The organism is Mucilaginibacter sp. UYCu711, from assembly GCF_050433825.1.
In the GTDB taxonomy this organism is placed as follows: Bacteria; Bacteroidota; Bacteroidia; order Sphingobacteriales; family Sphingobacteriaceae; genus Mucilaginibacter.
In genome coordinates, this window is record NZ_JBNPWM010000002.1 from 83,711 (window position 1) to 103,814 (window position 20,104).

14 protein-coding genes are annotated in these 20,104 nt (G+C 42.8%); 8 read left to right on the forward strand and 6 right to left on the reverse strand.

The window, feature by feature from the left end; genetic code table 11:
- Positions 1 to 22: 22 nt before the first annotated feature.
- Complete coding sequence (locus ABIB50_RS04415; RefSeq protein ID WP_429377593.1) at positions 23 to 2,416, reverse strand: TonB-dependent receptor; 2,394 nt, start codon at positions 2,414 to 2,416, stop codon at positions 23 to 25.
- Positions 2,417 to 2,863: 447 nt separating this feature from the next.
- Between ABIB50_RS04415 and aspS the strand changes: the two genes are divergently transcribed.
- The 3 genes from aspS (at position 2,864) to ABIB50_RS04430 (ending at position 5,772) form a co-directional block, all read left to right on the forward strand.
- On the forward strand, positions 2,864 to 4,609 hold the full coding sequence (gene aspS / locus ABIB50_RS04420) for an aspartate--tRNA ligase (RefSeq protein WP_429377594.1): 1,746 nt from the start codon (positions 2,864 to 2,866) through the stop codon (positions 4,607 to 4,609).
- Positions 4,610 to 4,791: 182 nt separating this feature from the next.
- Complete coding sequence (locus ABIB50_RS04425) at positions 4,792 to 5,256, forward strand: FKBP-type peptidyl-prolyl cis-trans isomerase (protein WP_429377595.1); 465 nt, start codon at positions 4,792 to 4,794, stop codon at positions 5,254 to 5,256.
- Between the two features lie 42 nt (positions 5,257 to 5,298).
- Positions 5,299 to 5,772: an FKBP-type peptidyl-prolyl cis-trans isomerase gene (locus tag ABIB50_RS04430; RefSeq protein ID WP_429377597.1), complete on the forward strand. Its 474-nt coding sequence runs from the start codon at positions 5,299 to 5,301 to the stop codon at positions 5,770 to 5,772.
- Between the two features lie 5 nt (positions 5,773 to 5,777).
- Here ABIB50_RS04430 and ABIB50_RS04435 read toward each other — a convergent pair whose 3' ends face one another.
- The 3 genes from ABIB50_RS04435 to mutY form a co-directional block, all read right to left on the reverse strand.
- Positions 5,778 to 7,310 carry a serine hydrolase gene (locus ABIB50_RS04435; RefSeq protein WP_429377598.1) on the reverse strand — a complete coding sequence of 511 codons (1,533 nt, stop codon included), beginning with the start codon at positions 7,308 to 7,310 and terminating at the stop codon, positions 5,778 to 5,780.
- 202 nt (positions 7,311 to 7,512) lie between these two features.
- Positions 7,513 to 7,920, reverse strand: a complete 408-nt coding sequence (locus ABIB50_RS04440) for a single-stranded DNA-binding protein (RefSeq protein ID WP_429377599.1) — start codon at positions 7,918 to 7,920, stop codon at positions 7,513 to 7,515.
- A gap of 52 nt (positions 7,921 to 7,972) precedes the next feature.
- Positions 7,973 to 9,016 carry an A/G-specific adenine glycosylase gene (gene mutY / locus ABIB50_RS04445; protein WP_429377601.1) on the reverse strand — a complete coding sequence of 348 codons (1,044 nt, stop codon included), beginning with the start codon at positions 9,014 to 9,016 and terminating at the stop codon, positions 7,973 to 7,975.
- 177 nt (positions 9,017 to 9,193) lie between these two features.
- Between mutY and ABIB50_RS04450 the strand changes: the two genes are divergently transcribed.
- The 4 genes from ABIB50_RS04450 to ABIB50_RS04465 all read left to right on the forward strand — a co-directional run bounded on the left by ABIB50_RS04450 (position 9,194) and on the right by ABIB50_RS04465 (position 16,294).
- Positions 9,194 to 9,490 (forward strand): HU family DNA-binding protein, encoded by a 297-nt coding sequence (locus ABIB50_RS04450; RefSeq protein WP_429377602.1) that lies wholly within the window; start codon positions 9,194 to 9,196, stop codon positions 9,488 to 9,490.
- Between the two features lie 8 nt (positions 9,491 to 9,498).
- Positions 9,499 to 10,344, forward strand: coding sequence for a tetratricopeptide repeat protein (locus ABIB50_RS04455; protein WP_429377603.1), 846 nt, complete (start codon positions 9,499 to 9,501; stop codon positions 10,342 to 10,344).
- A 241-nt stretch (positions 10,345 to 10,585) separates the two neighbouring features.
- Positions 10,586 to 12,139, forward strand: coding sequence for an Rne/Rng family ribonuclease (locus ABIB50_RS04460; protein WP_429377604.1), 1,554 nt, complete (start codon positions 10,586 to 10,588; stop codon positions 12,137 to 12,139).
- Positions 12,140 to 12,634: 495 nt separating this feature from the next.
- Positions 12,635 to 16,294, forward strand: coding sequence for an ABC transporter permease (locus ABIB50_RS04465; RefSeq protein ID WP_429377606.1), 3,660 nt, complete (start codon positions 12,635 to 12,637; stop codon positions 16,292 to 16,294).
- Positions 16,295 to 16,321: 27 nt separating this feature from the next.
- Here the strand turns inward: ABIB50_RS04465 and ABIB50_RS04470 are convergent, their stop codons facing one another.
- On the reverse strand, positions 16,322 to 16,762 hold the full coding sequence (locus ABIB50_RS04470; RefSeq protein ID WP_429377607.1) for a helix-hairpin-helix domain-containing protein: 441 nt from the start codon (positions 16,760 to 16,762) through the stop codon (positions 16,322 to 16,324).
- 100 nt (positions 16,763 to 16,862) lie between these two features.
- Here ABIB50_RS04470 and radA point away from each other — a divergent pair, with 100 nt between their 5' ends.
- Positions 16,863 to 18,308: a DNA repair protein RadA gene (gene radA / locus ABIB50_RS04475; protein ID WP_429377608.1), complete on the forward strand. Its 1,446-nt coding sequence runs from the start codon at positions 16,863 to 16,865 to the stop codon at positions 18,306 to 18,308.
- A 204-nt stretch (positions 18,309 to 18,512) separates the two neighbouring features.
- Here the strand turns inward: radA and ABIB50_RS04480 are convergent, their stop codons facing one another.
- Complete coding sequence (locus tag ABIB50_RS04480) at positions 18,513 to 19,907, reverse strand: hypothetical protein (RefSeq protein ID WP_429377609.1); 1,395 nt, start codon at positions 19,905 to 19,907, stop codon at positions 18,513 to 18,515.
- Positions 19,908 to 20,104: the final 197 nt, after the last annotated feature.

Below are 20,104 nucleotides of genomic sequence, written 5' to 3' on the forward strand. Positions count from 1 at the left end.
CTAATCAGCCTAATTCAATTTATTAAAATTTAACGTTTAATGACGCCAGGAAATTAACCGGCGCCTGCGTAAAGAAGTAGTTGTAATTAACCGTTTTACCGCCTTCAATATCCGGGTAAGTAGCACCATCGCTTTGGTATTTGGCGCTGAACACGTTATTGATCAGCAAGCCAATGCCAACATTTTTAACGCCTTTAACGCTGAAATTATAATTCAGCCTTACATCGTTCACAAAATAATGGGGCAATGCGCGGCTTTGGGTCGAGGTGTTATCTAAATACTGCTGGCCAACATATTTACTGATAAAAGCTATCTCGGTATTTTTTACCGGCTGATAGCTGATAGTGCTTGAGCCTATGAAGCCGGGCGAGTAAGCTATATCTGTTTTAGCATATACTGTAGCATCCATTTTATCGGTATCGTAGTTATACAAAAACTGCTTAAAGTTTTTAACCTTGTTGGCGCTTAAAGTGGCGGTAGCTGCCCAGCTTAATTGTTGGGTTATTTTTACTTTTCCGTTAGCCTCTATACCCGCGCGATAACTATCGTCAATGTTGGTGCGGATGGCTTCGCCTACATCGTTAAGGGCGCCTGTTAACACTAATTGGTCTTTATACAACATGTAGAAACCGTTAACACCTGCGCTAAAGTTACTTTGCGCTGTGCGGTAACCGGCCTCAAAATCGGTAAGCTGCTCTGGTTTAGGGCGGCTTGCCGGCGATGAGTTTGTGTATGCGCTTCGGTTAGGCTCATGATGGCCCACGGCAACTGATGCATAAACATTGCTGTTATCATCAATCTGGTAGGTTATACCTGCTTTAGGGTTAAAAAAGTTTAGCTTAGCTTGTTGCTGTACATTCTTTAAGTTCTGATCGTACCCTAAAAACGAATAGTTGATGCGGCGGTATTGCAGATCGCCGTAAAACAACAAGTTACCTACATGATACTCGGCACGGGCAAACAGGTTAAAATCTGTTTTTTTGGCATAGTTACGGCCATATTCATAGTCCTGCGGAATGTTGGTGCTTTGCTGCGTCCACTCAATATTATTATAATGGCGGCCTTTGTACTCGTTATAGGCTCCGCCCAAAGTGAAGTCTAATTTGGTATTAGGCTTATAATTAAAGTTATAGGTTGCCCCATAAAAATCATTATCCAGCCATAAGCGGCGAATCAAATCGGTATGATCTATAACCACGCCGCCAACTGTAACCGGTGTTACCTGGTAATCGGCCAGGGCCTGGTCGTTTTTAAATTCTTCGTAATAACCATAGCCCCTGGTATAATGCAGCGCGCCGTTAAATGATAATTGCGGATTTATCTGCTGGTAATATAATAGCTGGTAGTAATTCTGGTTATAGTTATCAACCTGGTTGCCATAGTAGGTTCCTGATGAGTTGATATAACCCAATTCGTTATACCTGCGGTTGCCAAATTTCACGCTATCCTCGGGCACGCCGTCCCAGGCCTGGTGCGTTTTTTCATATCCACCAAAAACATTTAAACGCAGTACGCTGGTTTTGCCATAATAGGCGCCGCTTAAAAAGAATGATTTTAAGGTTGATGCCGAGCGCTCAATATACCCGTCAGATGTCATATTCGACAACCTGCCATCAATACTAAAGTGGTTGTTCAATAAGCCTGTGCCCAGGCTTACGGTGTTCTTTAAAGTTCCGTATGATCCGGCCGAGCCGTTATACTCCGCATAAGAACTATCACGCCGGGTAGTAGTTTGGATATTAATGCTCCCACCAAAAGCGCCGGCACCATTGGTTGATGTGCCTACGCCGCGCTGCACCTGGATGTTATCAACGGACGACGCCAGGTCGGGAAGATCCACAAAGTAAACGCCCTGGTCTTCGGCATCATTCATCGGGATACCGTTTAGGGTTACGTTAATACGGGTAGGGTCTGATCCGCGAATGCGGATACTGGTATAACCCACACCTGCGCCCGCATTTGATGTTACTACCGTTGATGGCGTTTGCTCCAGCAAATACTCAAAACCGCGGCCCGAGTTATTTTTCTCGATTTCCTTTTTGTTTAAATTGGTAAAGGCCGTTGGCGAATTTGCTGATGCCCGGGTGGCGTTTACCGTAACTTCCTCGGTTACTGTATTGCTGCGCGATAATGTGAAATCAACAGCTGTACCAGCAGAAACTGTTATTGTTTTTTGCGCGGTTACATAGCCGATATAGTTTACCGATATGGCATAACTACCGCTTTTTAAATTGGCGAAAGTGTATTTGCCGGCAGCGTTACTAATAGTGCTGATAGCTAAATTTTGAATGGTGACCGTTGCGCCGGGCAGTGCGTCGCCGGTTTGCTGGTCAGTAATTTTCCCGGATACCAGGAATTGGGCCGATGCCAGGACAGGCAGCAGCAAGGCAAATAATGCCGTGAATAATTTTTTCAATGTTTGTTAATAAAAAACGTTAAACCATCTGCACACCAGGGTACAATGCACAGTACACTTAACTTATTACCTCTCCCTACGCCGGCATTACCCGGATCAGGTGCAGTTAAGTTGCAGGTTGTGAGTTTTGTGTTGTAAGCTTTTACTTACAACCTTCAACATATAACTTACAACTCAACATGGGTTTGATCTCAGCCTGTCTTTCAGTTTGGTTAAATATGCTGCAGCAATATTTATTCGTTCCAAAGCAAGGCACCCCTTGAGAATTATGAGGCAAATATAGGTTTTGATTTGGGATATTCTAATATTTATCATAGCCATGGGTTTAAAACCCATCATTATGTATTAAACGCGCTGCTATATCCCCTTATCAAAACCTTTCGCCTTTTACCTTTCACCTTTCACCTCAAAAACATTACTTTTGCAAACTTTACAAAAAACGTTACCATGTTAAGAACACATACTTGCGGCGAACTAAATATCAATAATTTAGGCCAAACAGTAACTTTATGCGGATGGGTACAGAAATCGCGCGATTTGGGTGGCACAACTTTTATTGATGTGCGTGACCGTTACGGATTAACCCAATTGGTATTAAATACAGATAGCGACGCTGCCTTACGCGAAACCAGCCGCGAGCTGGGCCGCGAATTTGTTATTAAAGTAGATGGAAAAGTAATTGAGCGTACCAACAAGAACAGCAAGATCCCAACCGGGGAAATTGAGATAGTTGTTGAAGCGATAGAAGTATTAAATTCATCAAAAGTCCCTCCGTTTATGATAGAGGACGAGACTGATGGCGGCGAAGAGCTAAGGGCGAAATATCGTTATTTAGACTTACGCCGTAACCCGATAAGAAACAACCTGGTACTACGTCATAAAATGGCACAGGAAGTGCGCAAATACCTTGATATGCTGGATTTTATAGAGGTAGAAACCCCGGTATTGATCAAATCTACTCCTGAAGGAGCGCGCGATTTTGTGGTGCCAAGCCGTATGAACCCGGGCGAGTTTTACGCCCTGCCGCAGTCGCCGCAAACGTTTAAGCAATTGCTGATGGTTAGCGGGTTCGACCGTTATTTCCAAATCGTAAAATGTTTTAGGGATGAGGATTTGCGTGCCGATCGCCAGCCTGAGTTTACGCAGATTGATTGCGAGATGGCTTTTATTACCCAGGAAGACATCCTTAATATATTTGAAGGCTTAACCCGCCACTTGTTTAAAGCGATAAAAGGTATTGAGTTTAGTAATTTCCCGCGGATGCAATATGCTGACGCGATGCGTTTATATGGATCAGACAAACCGGATATCCGTTTCGGGATGGAGTTTGTGGAGTTGAATGATATTGTAAAAGGCAAAGGGTTGGGCATATTTGACAATGCCGAACTGGTTGTAGGCATTAACGCCAAAGGCTGCGCCGATTACACCCGCAAGCAAATTGATGAGTTGACCGAATGGTTAAAACGCCCGCAAATTGGCGCTACCGGCATGATCTATTGCCGTTATAATACCGATGGCACTTTAAAATCATCAGTAGATAAATTTTATAGTGAGGACGATTTGACCAACTGGGCCGCAGCATTTGAAGCCGAGCCGGGCGACTTAATATTAGTATTAGCCGGCAATGCCGATAAAGCACGCAAACAGTTAAACGAGCTGCGCTTAGAAATGGGCTCGCGCCTTGGCCTACGCGATAAGAATACTTTCGCGCCGCTTTGGGTATTGGATTTCCCGCTGTTAGAGTGGGACGAAGAAACCGAGCGCTATCACGCCATGCACCACCCATTCACCTCGCCAAAGCCCGAAGATATTGCCATGCTGGATACCAACCCGGGCGATGTACGCGCTAATGCCTATGATTTGGTTATTAACGGTACCGAAATAGGTGGCGGCTCTATCCGGATCCATGATCGCGCCTTACAGGCTTTAATGTTTAAGCATTTAGGCTTTAGTACAGCCGAGGCTCAAAAACAATTTGGCTTCCTGATGGACGCGTTCGAATATGGCGCGCCGCCACATGGTGGTATAGCTTTCGGGTTTGATAGGTTATGTTCTATTTTCGCCGGATTAGATTCTATCCGCGACGTCATAGCTTTCCCTAAAAACAACTCGGGCCGCGATGTGATGATCGATTCGCCATCAACCATTGCCGAGGCGCAGTTAAATGAATTAAAAATTAAAACAGCGCTTTAAAATTATAATAGTTTTTAGCGTTTAACGTTAATTGTTGCTGTCAATTTAATAAGCATAAACTAACCGGCATTAGCAAAAAGCAATGCCCGATAATATTTTGTAGTTTTGCGCAAATGCTAAAAAATGTTAAATTTTTAAGTCATCCTGTTTTTTTAGGTATAGTTGCAAAGAAAAAATCCCGAATGAAAAGATATTTTATATTAGTTACCCTGTTAATTGTTGGTTTATCGTCATGCCAAAAATATACTGTTTCCGGCTTGGCTACCACGCAGGCCAGTACCGATGATGCCAAAATACAGGCTTATATAGCGGCCAATAAACTTACATTTACAAAGGACGCTTCGGGAATTTATTATCAAATAGTTACACCCGGCACAACACCACACCCAACAACCAGCTCATCAGTAAAAGTTACTTATACCAGCATGTATCTTAGTTCTGTTTCTGTTGGTAAACTTGATGGTTACACCGCCCAATTAAGTTCGCATGTAAAGGCGTTACAAATTGCTATAGCTAAAATAGGTACCGGCGGCCGTATCCTTGTAATAGCGCCATCAGGGCTTGTGTACGGTAGCGTCGCCTCTGGCGATGTTCCTCCTAATTCGGTACTTTATTATACTGTAGATTTAAACGGTTTTTCTAACTAAACAAAGTTATTGCGTTTATATTCTGAAATGAAAATCATGAACATGAAAAAATATTTTTTATTTATTTGCCTTTTTACCATTGCTTTATCCTCATGCCGTAAAATAGTTGATGATACCGTATTTGATGCTGCCAAACAGGCCGTAATTGACGATCAGGCAATACATGATTATTTTTTAATAAGGGGCCTTCCACTTCCTGCTAAAGACCCATCGGGCCTATACTATGAGATCACTAACCCGGGTACAGGCGCGCATCCAACTATAAACTCGAACATAAGCGTTGGTTATACTGTTTATAGCCTTGATGATGTAGCGTTGGATTCGTTTCCAAGTTTTTATTCCGCGCTTAAAGACCGTATAGATGCCTGGCAAATTGGCGTCCCTAAAATTGGAAAAGGGGGCTCAATAACTTTATATGTGCCTTCGGGGTTGGGTTATGCCAACACCGGAAATGGCGTTGTAGCAGCCAATACTGTAGTTATATACAAGATAAGTTTACAGGGTTTTAATAATTAATCCCGTTAATTAACCTTTTTAAACTCGTACGGGTCAGCCTCCACGAAATCGGCTACTTTAACTTTTACACCGGTAATTTTCCCATTTTGAAAACTGAACGGGAAAACCGTTTTGCCATATATCGGGTCTGAAAAAGTTGCAAAAAACCGGTGCCCTCCAATAGGTTGTAGTTTCACAAACATTTTAGGGTGATGTTCAAACCGCGCTTCCAGGTCGTTGTTTTCGCCCTGGCTAATAACCATACTGCCATAAAACTCATTAACATACTTGCCGGTATAATTAGCTATTGGCGCCGCGGGCTGCAGGTTTAAAGCAACCGAATCGCGCCAGGTTTTATACACTTTCTGCTCGGCCGCCATATTGCTTTTAAAAGAGCTTAAATAAGCTTCGCTGTAATTGCGGTAGGGTAGTTTAAAATAAGCGTCCATAATTTCCCATCGCAACGCTTCATAAAATGCATTTTGGTCTGTATTGGTTAAAATGATAATACCAAGGTGCTCTTGGGGCACTAAAGTAACCGACGATACATAGCCACTTACGCCGCCATCATGCATCACAATGCGGTGGCCCGCATAATCCTGCAAAAACCAGCCCAGTCCATAAAGTTCATAATTAGTTTCGCCGTTTAAGTGGCGTATGCTTCCCACAATATCCTGTGGTGCACGGGTCGCTAATATTGCCGCATCCGGTATTACCTGTCGTACACCCACCTTACCATTATTTAACAAGGCCAATACCCATTTACTCATATCATTTACAGATGATGAGATACTTGCCGCGGGGGCCAATCCATCCAACTGGCCGTATGGTATGGCGCTAAGGCGCTCATCAACTAACGTATGCGCTACCGTTCTGTTATATGATTTCGGCATATCGGCTGTTAGCGCAAGTGTATTCATCATCCCCAACGGTGCAAAAATGTTTTGCTTTAGATACATTTCCCAGGTTTGCCCGGTAACCCGCTGGATAATTTCTCCCGCCGTTAAAAAAGCCGCATTGGTATAACCCCATTTTGTCCTGAACGGATAGGCCGCTTTCATGCGCCCCAGGCGATCGATGATCTGCGCCCGGGTAAGATCAGTGTTATAGAAAGTAAAGTCGCCCTGGAAGGTTTTAAAGCCCAAACGGTGGCATAACAGGTCGCGGATGGTAGTCATCTCGCCTGCCGGTTTGTTTTCAAGCCTGAAAGTGGGGATATATTTAGTTACATAATCGTCCAGCGATAGTTTTTTCTGATCCTGCAGCATAGCCAGCGCGGTAGCGGTAAATGCTTTGGTATTGCTACCTATCATAAACAAGGTATTCTCATCAACTTTTTCGGGCAGGCCAAGCTCTTTAATGCCGTAACCCTTCATCAGCACCACATTATTGTCTTTTACAATACAAACAGCAACGCCGGGGATACGCCAGTTGGTTAGTGCCCGGTTTATATAAACATCAATGCTATCTTTTATAAACGATGTCCTGCCGGCAACCTGGGCATGGGTTATGGTTATAAATGAAACACAAATAAGCAGTAAAACAAGTTTCTTTTTCATATAGACAGCAGATTGCAGGTGTATGGAAGCACCCGGTATATTCCTTTAAAAATACTAATTTAACGCAAATTTAGCCGGCTCATTTTATTTATCTGAACATTCGGTTAATGTAATGCAGATTTAGCCGGGATAGCTTTAAATTATATTGCAAACAAAAACCCCCGATAAATCGGGGGCTTTGTATTAAATTTATAATTAGGGGCTAAAAATTTATCTCATCACTTGCCGCTGTCTCTTCACTTTTAATCCCGTTACGGGGGAATGTTTCTTGCTCAAAGTCTGTTTTACGACCCAGCATGGTAAAGTTTTCGGCAACTACCTCGGTAGTATATTTTTTAACGCCTTCTTTATCCTCGAAACTTCGGGTGCGCAATTTGCCTTCAATATAAACCAATTTGCCTTTTTGCAAAAACTTAGCAGCTACATCAGCAAGGCTGCGCCACAGTACTATATTATGCCACTCCGTTTGCTCCACCTTCTTACCATCCTTGTTAAAGGTTTCAGATGTAGCTAAAGGGAAACTTGCAACAGATACACCACCTTCTAATTGGCGCACTTCCGGGTCTTTGCCCAAATGGCCAACTAATATTACTTTATTTATTCCAGACATAGGTTAAATCAACGGGATTATTATAGTCGGGTATAAAAGTAAATATTTATTTCTAATTTAAAAAATTATCTAAAAATATAAAAATGGGCTTTGGCATTGGCAGTTTTCTTAAATTTTCTACTTTTATGAAAACCCAATTTGGCATTACTGCTGTAGATTGTATAGCTAAATTTATAAAACGTATATACAAGTGCTGGTGGGTTAACACGTGCTTTTTAAATTCAGAAACGCCGGTTATTTTAATATCCTTTCCAAAATATTTAACAGCATCCGGAATAATTAATAGTTCGGCAACCGTAAAAGGCGCTGGTGTTTCAATCATTGGCAGGTCATACATATTGGCCCATATATCGTTCTCTGCGCGTTTATTCATTAAAATGGTATCTCCATCAGTAATTAAAAAGTAATTAAAATAGCGCTGTTTTATTTTAACCTTGTTAATTTTTACCGGCAGGGCTGTGGTTGCATTATGTGTAAATGCATAACATCCTGTCCGCACCGGGCAAATTCCGCAAGCCGGGTTTTTGGGCTTACATAACATTGCCCCAAACTCCATCATGGCCTGGTTATGCAATGCCGGATTTTTCCTATTAAGCAAATCATTTGCTGTGGTTTGGAAGATCTTTTTACCTGTTGTACTATTAATAGGCTCGCCAATACCAAAATACCGGGCAATAACCCGGTTAACGTTACCATCTACAACCGCCCGCGCCTCGTTGGCAGCAAACGACGCTATCGCGGCTGCGGTATACTCGCCAATACCGGTTAATTTTATCAGTTCGTCGTACTTTGTCGGGAATTTACCACCATATTCCCGCTGCACAATGCGGGCGGTCTTTAACATATTTCGCCCCCGCGAATAATAGCCCAGGCCCTGCCATAATCTTAACACCTCGGTTTCATCAGCCGCGGCAAAATCATTTACAGTAGGGTATGCTTCAACAAAGCGGTTAAAATAAGGCAGGCCCTGCTCAACCCGTGTTTGTTGTAATATCACTTCAGACAGCCAAATAATATAGACATTAGTGGTATGGCGCCAGGGCAGGTCGCGCTTGTTTTCACTATACCATTTTACAAGCTCAGCAGAAAAATCCATGTGTCGCAAAAATATAGGATTAAGTAGTTAAATGTGTGACGATTGTAAAGATTATGTAGTACTTTTTACGCTGCAGAAAAAAAATATGTTAATTATTTCGATCTTTAGTAATAAAGCAATACTTTTGCAACCCCAAATAAGTTAAGTAATTACAAATAAAGTAAAGTAAAATCAGATATGACTAAAGCAGAAATTATAACTGAAATCTCATCTAAAACAGGAATTGAGAAGGTTGATGTACAAGAAACAGTTGAGGCATTTTTTAAGGTTATTAAAAACTCAATGGTTGGTGGTGAAAATGTTTATGTGAGAGGGTTTGGTAGTTTTGTTGTTAAGAAAAGAGCTAAAAAAACTGCGCGTAACATTTCAAAAAACACTGCTATAATCATCCCTGAGCATTTTGTACCGAGCTTTAAACCAGCTAAAACTTTTGTTGAGAAAGTAAAAACAGGTAACAAAGCAGCTAAAGCATAATTTATCAAATGAATAAAAAACAAATAGTTGTAGGTGTAGCCATAGTGGCTATTATGGGCTATTTGTATTCATTACCGGTAAAAGGTTTAATAAAAGCAAGCCAAACACATGATACCGCTCAGGCTGTCCCGGCAGGTAAAGCAGTATCAAATGTTACTGTGGCTACTGTATCAGAACCGGCTAAGACGGCCATAGGCCCGGCTTTATCGGCTAAGATAAATGAACTGGAGGGCCAGTTAGCAAATGCATCAGATGATGCAGCGAAACTTCCGCTTGAAAAACAGTTAGCTACCCGTTGGGATGATGTAAATCAACCGGCGCCGGCAGCATTTTACTACCAGGCCGTTGCCCAAAAGGAAAACAGCTTTGATACATGGTTAAAAGCGGGCAACCGTTTTAACGATGCTTTTAAAATAACGCAGGACACCGCGGTAACACCGGCACTTATTACAGGTGCTGTCGAGGCGTTTACAAACGCATTAAAACTTAAACCAGAAAGCCTTGAAGGCAAAACCGGTTTAGGTGTTGCTTATGTAAACGGCGGGGCAAGCCCGATGCAGGGTATAGCCCTATTACGCGAGGTTATTGCACAAGACCCTGAAAACATTAACGCGAACCTTAATTTGGGTTTGTTTTCGATGAAATCAGGCCAGTATGACAAGGCGGTACAACGCTTTAAGACGGTTATTTCAAAAAAACCTGATTTTGAGTCATACTTTTATCTGGCAGAAACGTATAAGCAGTTAGGCCAGAAACCAGAAGCTATTGCAGCTTATCAAAAATGCAAGGAATTGATGCCCGACCCGGTTTTTGGTCAGCGCATTGACCAGTATATTAAGGAATTAAAAAATTAACACATTAAAAAATTATCATTATGCCCAGCGGTAAAAAACGTAAAAGACACAAAATGGCTACCCACAAACGCAAAAAGCGTCTAAGAAAAAACAGGCATAAGAAAAAATAGGCTCTGCTTTTTAGCACCTTATTTTTCTGAGTTTTAGCGTTTTAAAGGCGCTTACAGTATGTTTTTTACCCCTATAGTAAAAATTCAGTTCCCGTATATATCGGGATACTGTTAAAGAAATGGAGTAGCAGTTGATAAAAGAATTAATTATCGATTCATCCCCTAACGGGGCTACTATAGCATTATTACAGGATAAACAGCTTGTAGAACTACATAAAGAGCAGATCAGCAACAATTATACTGTTGGTGATATATACCTGGGCCGGATCAAAAAGATCATGCCCGGGTTAAATGCTGCTTTTGTTGATGTAGGCTATGAGAAGGATGCATTTTTGCATTATCTTGATCTTGGCCCGCAGGTGCAAACGCTCCTTAAGCTGGCTAAGCAAGTGCGTGGTGGAAGTTACCAGTCTAAGCTTTTAGACAATTTTAAGTTGGAGGAAGATATAAACAAGGGAGGAAAGATCTCTGATTTATTAACCAAAAACCAGCTTATACCTGTACAGATAGCCAAAGAGCCTATATCAACAAAGGGCCCCCGCTTAAGTTCAGACCTGTCTATAGCCGGAAGGTATGTAGTTTTAGTGCCTTTCTCTGATGTTATATCGATATCTAAAAAGATAAAGAGCAACACGGAGCGCAATCGCTTGCGCAAAATTATCGAGAGTATTAAGCCCAAAAACTTTGGTGTTATTATCCGTACCGTATCAGAAGGTAAGGGCGTTGCAGAAATGCAAAAGGACCTGCTTGACCTGATATCGAAATGGGAAGCCTTCATGACCCGCCTGCCTTCGGTAGAGCCGGCTAAGAAAGTTTTAGGCGAAATTGGCCGTACTTCAACTATCCTCAGGGATATATTGAATCCCGATTTCCAGAATATCTACCTTAATGATAATACCTTGTATGAAGAGGTTAAGCAATATGTCAGAGACATTTCGCCCGACCTGGAAAGCATCGTAAAGCTGCATAAGCATAAAGAACCTTTGTTTGAACACTTTGGTGTAGACAAGCAAATAAAAGGCGCTTTTGGTAAAACAGTAAACCTTGCCGGCGGTGCCTACCTGGTTATTGAGCATACAGAGGCCCTGCACGTTATTGACGTAAACAGCGGTAACCGTACAGCCAATAAAGAAAACCAGGAAGAGAACGCCTACCAGGTAAACCGCGAAGCAGCTAAAGAAATTGCCCGTCAGCTACGTTTGCGCGATATGGGCGGTATTGTGGTGATCGATTTTATCGATATGCACAAACCAACCAACCGTAAGGACCTGTTTGATTACCTGCGTGCCGAAATGCTGCTGGACCGTGCCAAGCATACCATCTTACCTCCAAGTAAATTTGGCCTGGTACAGATTACCCGCCAGCGTGTGCGCCCCGAAATGAACATTGTTACTACCGAGGTTTGCCCTGCTTGCCATGGCACCGGTACTATCCGCCCAAGCATTTTATTGCTGGATGATATAGAGAACAATTTCAATTACGTGCTAACCGAGCAAAACGAAAAAGGAATTACCCTTTGTGTGCATCCATATATCGAAGCTTACATTCGCCAGGGTTTTATTATGACCAAACAGGTTAAATGGTTCTTCAAATATGGCCAGTGGATAAAAGTGAAAAGCAACCCTGCTTACCAGATAACCGAGTTCCACTTTTTCTCATCAAAGGACGAAGAGATCAAATTATAATTATTCGCTAAACGCGATTGGGAAGAGCAGTTGTTTTAATTAACAGCTGCTCTTTTTGTTTTAACCAAGTTGTTATGAGAAACAATGTGGCAATCGCAATGACAAAACTTTTATTTAGGCTTTTTACCGCCTTTATTTTTCGATCTTACAATAAGATATTTGCTATCGCGATTTTCCGATATGTCCTTTTTAGGCACTACATTTTCGCTCGCGGAATAAGCCTCAGGTATCCATTCTAAATTAAGTTTTTTATTGCCTGCCATCTTACTTATTTACCCAAATCTACACCATTATTACCCGGATAGATACCAATATTTCCTAAAAATGTAACCAAGCATTCTGCCTTGTTCTATTTTAACCCTATCAGCGGCTGTCCACCATCCAAAACCGTACGTTATCCGTACGGTTTTGACACACTATTCATTTAACATATCCGTTAATCTTTTATCTGTTAATGTTTTATAGATTTGGAATAATGCTTGTCTACATAATTGCTTGAAATCCTATACACTTCATATTAGCCTTTATGATATCGCATTCTTTGGGATGCTATGCGTTGGCATTACTTTTATTTTGCTGCTCTGGTTCGCCCGGAAAGCCAACCGGTCGGCCAATCATTACCTGGCCCTGGCAATGGCTGTTGCTGTTTTATGGATAAGCCGGATAGTGGCAATTGATATTGGGCTGAACGCCTATATCCCTTTATGGGGCCACCTTCCTTTTCAATTCTCGCTGGCGTTTGGTCCGTTTATTTTCTTGTATGTGTTTAAAATAACCCGGCCTGATTACACGTTCCGGCGCAGGGGCCTGTTGCATTTCAGCCCATTGGTATTGGAGCTAAGCACATATATCTTAGCGACCGCCGAAAGTATAAAAACGGGCACTGCAACTTACGATACGCCGGTATATCAGTCATTAAACCCGGTATTGCACCTGTTGGCATTTATTTCGGTAGCGTTTTACCTGTACCGGTGCCGCTTATTGATAGCAGAATTTTACGAACAGCAAAAATTTACCAGCGGCGACCGTTACCGGCACGGCTTGCGCCAGCTGCAGAATTTACTTTCAGGTTTCGGGCTTGTATGGCTGATGTGGATCCCACTTACCACTGCAGCTTATTTTTATCAATCGGACTCAGGAGTCTACTACCCCTTATATCTCCTGTTGCTATCATTACTCATGCTGATGGCGGCAAGGGCTTTATTAAAGCCTGAAATTGGCGCGGTAGCAGGTGCCCTGCCGGTTTTAAAACCATTACTACCAACAGCACTTAGGGAAAAGGGGACCTGGTTAAAAAAAGTTGTTAAAGAAAACCATTATTATGATGATCCGGAATTAACGCTGAGTTCGCTCGCCGCGAAGCTTGGCCTGCATACCCATGAATTATCACGCATAATTAATACGGTGCTTAAAAAAAGCTTTACCGATTTTATAAATGAATACCGCGTACAGGCAGCGGCCCGCAAAATGCAGGACCCTGGCTATGACCATATTACGCTTCTTGGCATTGCGTTCGAATCGGGGTTCAATTCACAAAGCAGTTTTAACCGCATTTTCAGGCAGGTAACCGGGAAAAGCCCGGTGGAATATAAAAATGATTTAAAAAAACAGCACCCATCTTATAACTTGGGCAGTCCTGCCTTATTAACGCCGGTAAGTTTGAATGATGAAACCACCCCCAGGTGGCCTCATTACAAATTTAACCGTAATAGTATGCTTAAAAATTATTTCAAAATAGCACGGCGCAACCTGATGCGTAATAAAGGCTATGCTGCCATTAATATTACCGGCCTGGCCGTGGGTATTGCTGTTTGTATGGTGATATTTATCATTATACAATTTCAAACAAGCTATGATAATTTTCACGCGAAGAAAGACCGCGCCTATCGTATTTTAACCGAGTTTCATTATGCAGAATCAGGAGATATTGCATATAAGACAGGCGTTCCTTTCCCGCTGCCGGTAGGGTTAAAAAGTTCTTTCCCCCAGATAGAGCAGGTAGCGCCAATTTTTGCCAGCCATGATGATCAGCTCCTGATCCTTGATAATAATGGCCGTACCGAAAAAGCATTTAAAGAACAGCACGGCGTATTTTACATGGGCTCTGCTTTCTTTAAAATATTTGATTTTCCTTTGCTTGCAGGCTCATATACGTCGTTGAATGATCCGGACAACGTGATCCTTACCAAAGAGACCGCTGAAAAATATTTCGGCGACTGGAAAACAGCAATGGGCAAAACCATTAAACTGGAAATGGGTGGCTATATGTTCGAGCATGGCACCAACGTATTAAAGGTGTCAGGCATCCTGGCAACCATACCAGCAAATACAGATTTTCAGCTAAAAGTTGTGGTGTCCTATGGAACAGGTTTTACCGGGGATTACCTGTCAAAATCAACCGATTGGGATGGGAATGTGGCTGGTTTTGGCTGTTATATTTTGCTGCCGGCAGGTACTTCTGCGGCTAATTTTAATCAGCAGTTAAAAACCTATTGCCGCAAGGTGGAATCTCCCGGCAATACCGATAATCATTTTATACAGCCCTTAAACGCGGTACATTATGACACCCGGGTTAGTAATTACAGTAACAAAATTATCAGCCACCAGCTGCTTAGTGTATTGTGGCTCATCGCCGCGTTCATCCTGTTAATTGCCTGTGTAAACTTTGTCAACCTATCTACCGCGCAAGCCGTTAACCGCGCAAAGGAGGTAGGCGTCAGGAAGGTTTTGGGGAGTAATAAAGCGCAATTGCAGCTTCAGTTCATCGTCGAAACATTTTTAATAGTTGCCGGGGCCATCCTATTTGCAATAGTTATTACCCTCCTTGCATTGCCTTATGTTAACCAGCTTTTAGAACTTTCGCTTTCATTTAACCTGCTTACCGATCCGGCCCTGATTTTATTTCTTCTGGCTGTAGCCGTTGGGGTAACCGCACTCGCCGGGTTGTATCCTGCTATTGTTTTATCCCGGTTTAACCCGGTTAATGCTTTAAAAAGCAAGCTCACTTCAAACACACAAGGCATTTCATTAAGGCGGGGATTGGTTGTCTTTCAATTTATCATCGCGCAGGCGCTCATCATCGGTACGCTCATCATCGTCAGGCAAATGGATTATTTTATGAACCAGCCGCTGGGCTTTGATAAAGACGCCATCATTAATGTTCCTTTCCGTGTAGATAGCCTTCGCCTAAGCAGGGTAGATTATTTAAAGAAACAGCTAATGTTGGTAAACGGGGTGCAGGCGGTTAGCTGTAGTTCAAATACCCCCATTGAGAATGGCACCGATTTGTGGAGCATTATCAAATACAACAACGCAATAAAACAAACTGATTTCCAGGTTATTACCAAATTTGCCGACCCCGAGTACCTGTCCGTATACAAATTGCAGCTTGTAGCCGGCAGAAACCTGAGACCATCTGATACATCGGGCGAGTTCCTGGTAAACGAGTCGCTGGTGAAAACTTTGGGCATAAAAAACCCGGAGGATATCTTGAACAAGCCCATGACCACCTGGCATGACCAGATTAAAGGACCCGTTGTTGGCGTATTAAAAGATTTCCACGACCGGTCCTTCCGCAGCGAACTTGCACCATTACTCATCACCACTAATAATACCATGTACAACCAGGTGGGCATAAAACTGACAACTGCAAACCTTACAGCTACACTACCATTGGTTAAAAAGATATTTGATAAAACATTCCCCGATTTTGTTTACGAGTACAAGTTCCTGGATGAAAAGATCGCGAACTTTTATAAACAGGAAACCCAGCTGGCAACCCTGTATAAAATTTTTGCGGCCATTGCCATATTCCTGAGCTGCCTTGGCCTGTATGGCTTAGCCTCATTTATGGCCGTGCAGCGGGTAAAAGAAGTTGGTATCCGTAAAGTACTTGGTGCAAGCGTTGCAAATATTGTTTACTTGTTTTCAAAAGAATTTATGGCGCTTATTGCAATAGCCTTTGCCATTGCCGCGCCTATTGCCTGGTATTATATGCACCAATGGCTGCAGGCTTACGTTTATCGCATCAATATTAGCTTGTGGCTATTTGCTGCCGGCGGCATGGCTTCAATCATAATTGCGCTGGCAACCATAAGTTTTAAGGCGATAAAAGCCGCGATAGCCAACCCGGTAAAGAGTTTGAGGAGTGAATAGCGGATTTGGCGAGGATTTTACAGCGCTTTATTTAGGCCGCGTATTTGGATACCCATATTTATTACGATAAGCTTTACGCGCTGCAGTAAAATCCCACCATTGGTTTTTGCTTTGTGGATGATTGGCGTGATAAACCACCAGCCAAAACTGATCTTCAACACATGGGTCTACCTTATATCCGATCTTATGCTCATATTCGTTTAACATATCCGGGCCATTTTTATCTTTGACATGAGCCAGTTGATAATACCCTAAAAATATAAGATCATGCGCAAACCTTATCCCTATTGATGGTATGGATTGAAACTCATACAAAGCCTGTATTATTCTAGCACGTTGCGGTTCGGGATTTAGTACAGCAATAATTTCATCAACAGCCAAATCAGCAAAACTCTTTTGGGTAATATTGCTTTTTTTAAGTATCTGCTTTTCAGGTGATGTTAGCTCCAGGTCTATTTTCTTTTTCATATTTAACAAAACAATATTACTAATTATTTTAGCAAAACACTTTGTCAATCCCAATTAAATCTGCACATTTGCACATCAGCATATCTGCAAATCTAAAACAATGGCTAAATCTAAGATCGCGTATTTCTGTCAAAGCTGTGGGTTCGAGTCGGCAAAGTGGCTGGGTAAATGCCCGTCGTGCCAGCAATGGAACACTTTTGTTGAGGAGGTTATTGAAAAGGATAACAAAGCCATACCCACCTGGAAGGTAAGCAACGGCACTACGCAGCAGCGCGCCAATAAACCGGTGGAGGTTGCAAATATCACTTTTAGTGAGGAGGAAAGGCTACTTACTCCAGACAAAGAATTTAACCGTGTGCTGGGTGGTGGTATCGTTCCGGGATCGCTTGTGCTTATCGGCGGAGAGCCGGGAATAGGTAAATCAACCTTAATGCTACAGATCGCATTAAATATGCCTAATCTGAAAGTATTGTATATATCCGGCGAGGAAAGCGAAAAGCAAATTAAAATGCGGGCGGAACGATTGAGCGAGCTATCAAGTCAAAAGTCAAAATTAAAAAGTCAAAATGAGCTTGATGGTCACAAGGGATGCTTTATCCTTACGGAGACATCAACCCAAAACATATTTAAACAGATAGAAGAGCTGGAGCCCGACCTGGTGGTGGTCGACTCGATACAGACCCTGCATTCATCACATATAGAATCAACACCCGGCAGCGTGTCGCAAGTGCGTGAGTGTACCGCCGAGCTTTTGCGTTTTGCCAAAGAGAGCGCTACCCCGGTATTTTTGATTGGTCATATCACCAAGGACGGCATGATAGCCGGCCCAAAAATACTGGAGCATATGGTTGATACCGTTTTACAGTTTGAGGGCGACAGGCACCATGTTTACCGCATATTACGCACAGTAAAGAACAGGTTCGGCTCGGCATCTGAACTGGGAATTTATGAAATGCTGGGCGAGGGTTTGCGCGAGGTGTCTAATCCGTCGGAGATCTTATTATCGCAACGCGATGAGCCTTTGAGCGGTATCACCATATCAGCCACTTTAGAGGGCATGAGACCAATGCTGATAGAAACCCAGGCGCTGGTAAGCCCATCGGTATACGGAACGCCTCAGCGTAACGCAAATGGCTTTGACGCCAAACGCATGAGCATGCTGCTTGCCGTGTTAGAGAAACGCTGCGGCTTTAAGCTGGGCGCGCAGGATGTTTTCCTGAACATTACCGGCGGCATAAAGGTGGAGGACCCGGCGATTGACCTGGGGCTGGCCGCTGCAATAATATCATCGTACCAAAATATTCCCATCCCGTTTAAAACATGTTTCGCAGGCGAGATCGGTTTATCAGGCGAGATCCGCGCGGTTAACCGGGTGGAGCAGCGCATTGCCGAAGCGCAAAAATTAGGGTTCGAGCAGATCTATATCTCCAAATACAATATGCCATCGGCAGCCCAAGATAAAAAACGCATGGACCTGTCCCGCTATACCATCGACATAAAAATGGTAGCTAATATTGAGGAGGTTTTTGAGCTGTTGTTTGGGTAATAATAACACAACAGGACTGTCATTTCGAAACGAGGAACGAGTGAGAAATCTTAGACTAGCTATTATTAGTGTGGCGTATAAGATTTCTCGTCGCCTCTCTCGCGCAATGCCCAAACTGGCTCGCTCGAAATGACATTATTATATAAAACAAAAGAGCCGCCCCACATATGTCGGGACGGCTCTTTTGTTTTAATGCGGATTCGATTATTGTACTGCTATGGTAATTTTGCGGATAACGTTATTATTAACATCGGCTACATATAAATTGCCCTGCCCGTCAAGCGTTAACGACTGTGGGTTGTTGAAACGCGCCGTGGCGCCAACGCCGTTTACATAGCCATCGCTTTTTGCCGCTCCGGCCAATACATACAATACTTTGTTGGCTGTAATTTCGATGATACGGCCGCTGGCTTCTGATATAAACATATTGCCCTGCGCATCTAACACCACACCTGTAGGGTTGCCTAACATTGCAGGGAAGTATATACCACCTGCATAGGTTGTAACAGTACCGGTAGGGGTAACTTTGCGGATAGCGTTGTTTTTATAATCGGCTACATAAATATTACCTGTAGCATCCATAGTTAAAGCTATCGGGGTTCTAAATAATGAATTAGCAGCATCGCTATCGTAGTATCCCGGTACGGTTGTTTGCGAATAGCCGCCAGTTGCTCTATAACCTGTCAATGTACTTACCACCCCTGCGGTGGTAATTTTGCGGATCAGGTTATTAGTCCGGTCTGCAACATAAATGTTTCCCGACGCATCAATAGCTGTAGCGCTCGGGTCATAAAACTCGGCTTTAGTACCAGCACCGTCAATAAAACCAGGTATGGTGTTACCGGCTATAGTAGTTACTGTGCCCGTTGTTGCAATCTTGCGGATAATGTTATTACCAAGATCGGCAAGGTAAGTGTTCCCGGCCGCGTCAAACGACAGGCCTTTGGGCCCGTAAAACTGTGCTGTAGCTAAGTTGCCGTCGGCATAGCCAATGGCTAATTTTGAAACTACACTTGTTGCACCGGTAGTTGTAATTGTTCGTATACTATTATTAAATGATTCTGTAACATATAACTTGCCTGTGGCAGCGTTAAACGCGATGCTTTGCGGGCCATCAAACAAAGCATTTGTTCCGGTGCCTTCTGCATAACCTGCGGTACCGGCTGCGCTGCCGGCAAAAGTGGTTACTGTGCCGGTTGGCACAGCAGCTGTAGCATTGGTTTTAAATGTTAAAACATCGCTATAACCAACGCCCAATTCGCCTTTGGCATATGCCCTTACATAATAAGTTGTATTTGGGCTTAAACCCGTTATCTTATTTTCCCAGCGTGCCGCAAGCGTATCGCTTATAAATATATCATTTACGGTAGGCGTTGCATTGGTAGCGCTAAAGCAAATTCCGTCCTCTGTCACCAAATTTGGCGACCCCAGGCGGCCGCCCACAATAGCCGTTGTAGCTGTTACGTTTGTAACTATAGGATTAATTATAGGCACCGGGATGGGTACCGTTTGATCATTCTTTTTGTTACAGCCGGTTATAGCTGCAATAGCCGCGATAAAAAGTATAGTTAAAAAAGTGCCTTGTAGCGATTTTTTCATGCTGGTATATTATTTCAAATTTATTCGTTCGTCCCGCCTTTCCGTTCAGGCCGCATGGTATTTAATGCGGCTGCAAAGATAGCTTATTATATAATTTTTAAATATAATTTATTCGTGGTTAATTAAGTACAGACAGCGCCTTTAAGCCCTGTTTTTAACAATTATTAACATAATAACCCTGTTAAAACGGCTTAAGC

Coding starts and splice junctions, on each gene's coding strand:
- aspS (WP_429377594.1), top strand. CDS start 2,864: ATGTTAAGAACACATACTTGCGGCGAACTAAATATCAATAATTTAGGC.
- ABIB50_RS04425 (WP_429377595.1), top strand. CDS start 4,792: ATGAAAAGATATTTTATATTAGTTACCCTGTTAATTGTTGGTTTATCG.
- ABIB50_RS04430 (WP_429377597.1), top strand. CDS start 5,299: ATGAAAAAATATTTTTTATTTATTTGCCTTTTTACCATTGCTTTATCC.
- ABIB50_RS04435 (WP_429377598.1), bottom strand. CDS start 7,310: ATGAAAAAGAAACTTGTTTTACTGCTTATTTGTGTTTCATTTATAACC.
- ABIB50_RS04440 (WP_429377599.1), bottom strand. CDS start 7,920: ATGTCTGGAATAAATAAAGTAATATTAGTTGGCCATTTGGGCAAAGAC.
- mutY (WP_429377601.1), bottom strand. CDS start 9,016: ATGGATTTTTCTGCTGAGCTTGTAAAATGGTATAGTGAAAACAAGCGC.
- ABIB50_RS04450 (WP_429377602.1), top strand. CDS start 9,194: ATGACTAAAGCAGAAATTATAACTGAAATCTCATCTAAAACAGGAATT.
- ABIB50_RS04455 (WP_429377603.1), top strand. CDS start 9,499: ATGAATAAAAAACAAATAGTTGTAGGTGTAGCCATAGTGGCTATTATG.
- ABIB50_RS04470 (WP_429377607.1), bottom strand. CDS start 16,762: ATGAAAAAGAAAATAGACCTGGAGCTAACATCACCTGAAAAGCAGATA.
- radA (WP_429377608.1), top strand. CDS start 16,863: ATGGCTAAATCTAAGATCGCGTATTTCTGTCAAAGCTGTGGGTTCGAG.
- ABIB50_RS04480 (WP_429377609.1), bottom strand. CDS start 19,907: ATGAAAAAATCGCTACAAGGCACTTTTTTAACTATACTTTTTATCGCG.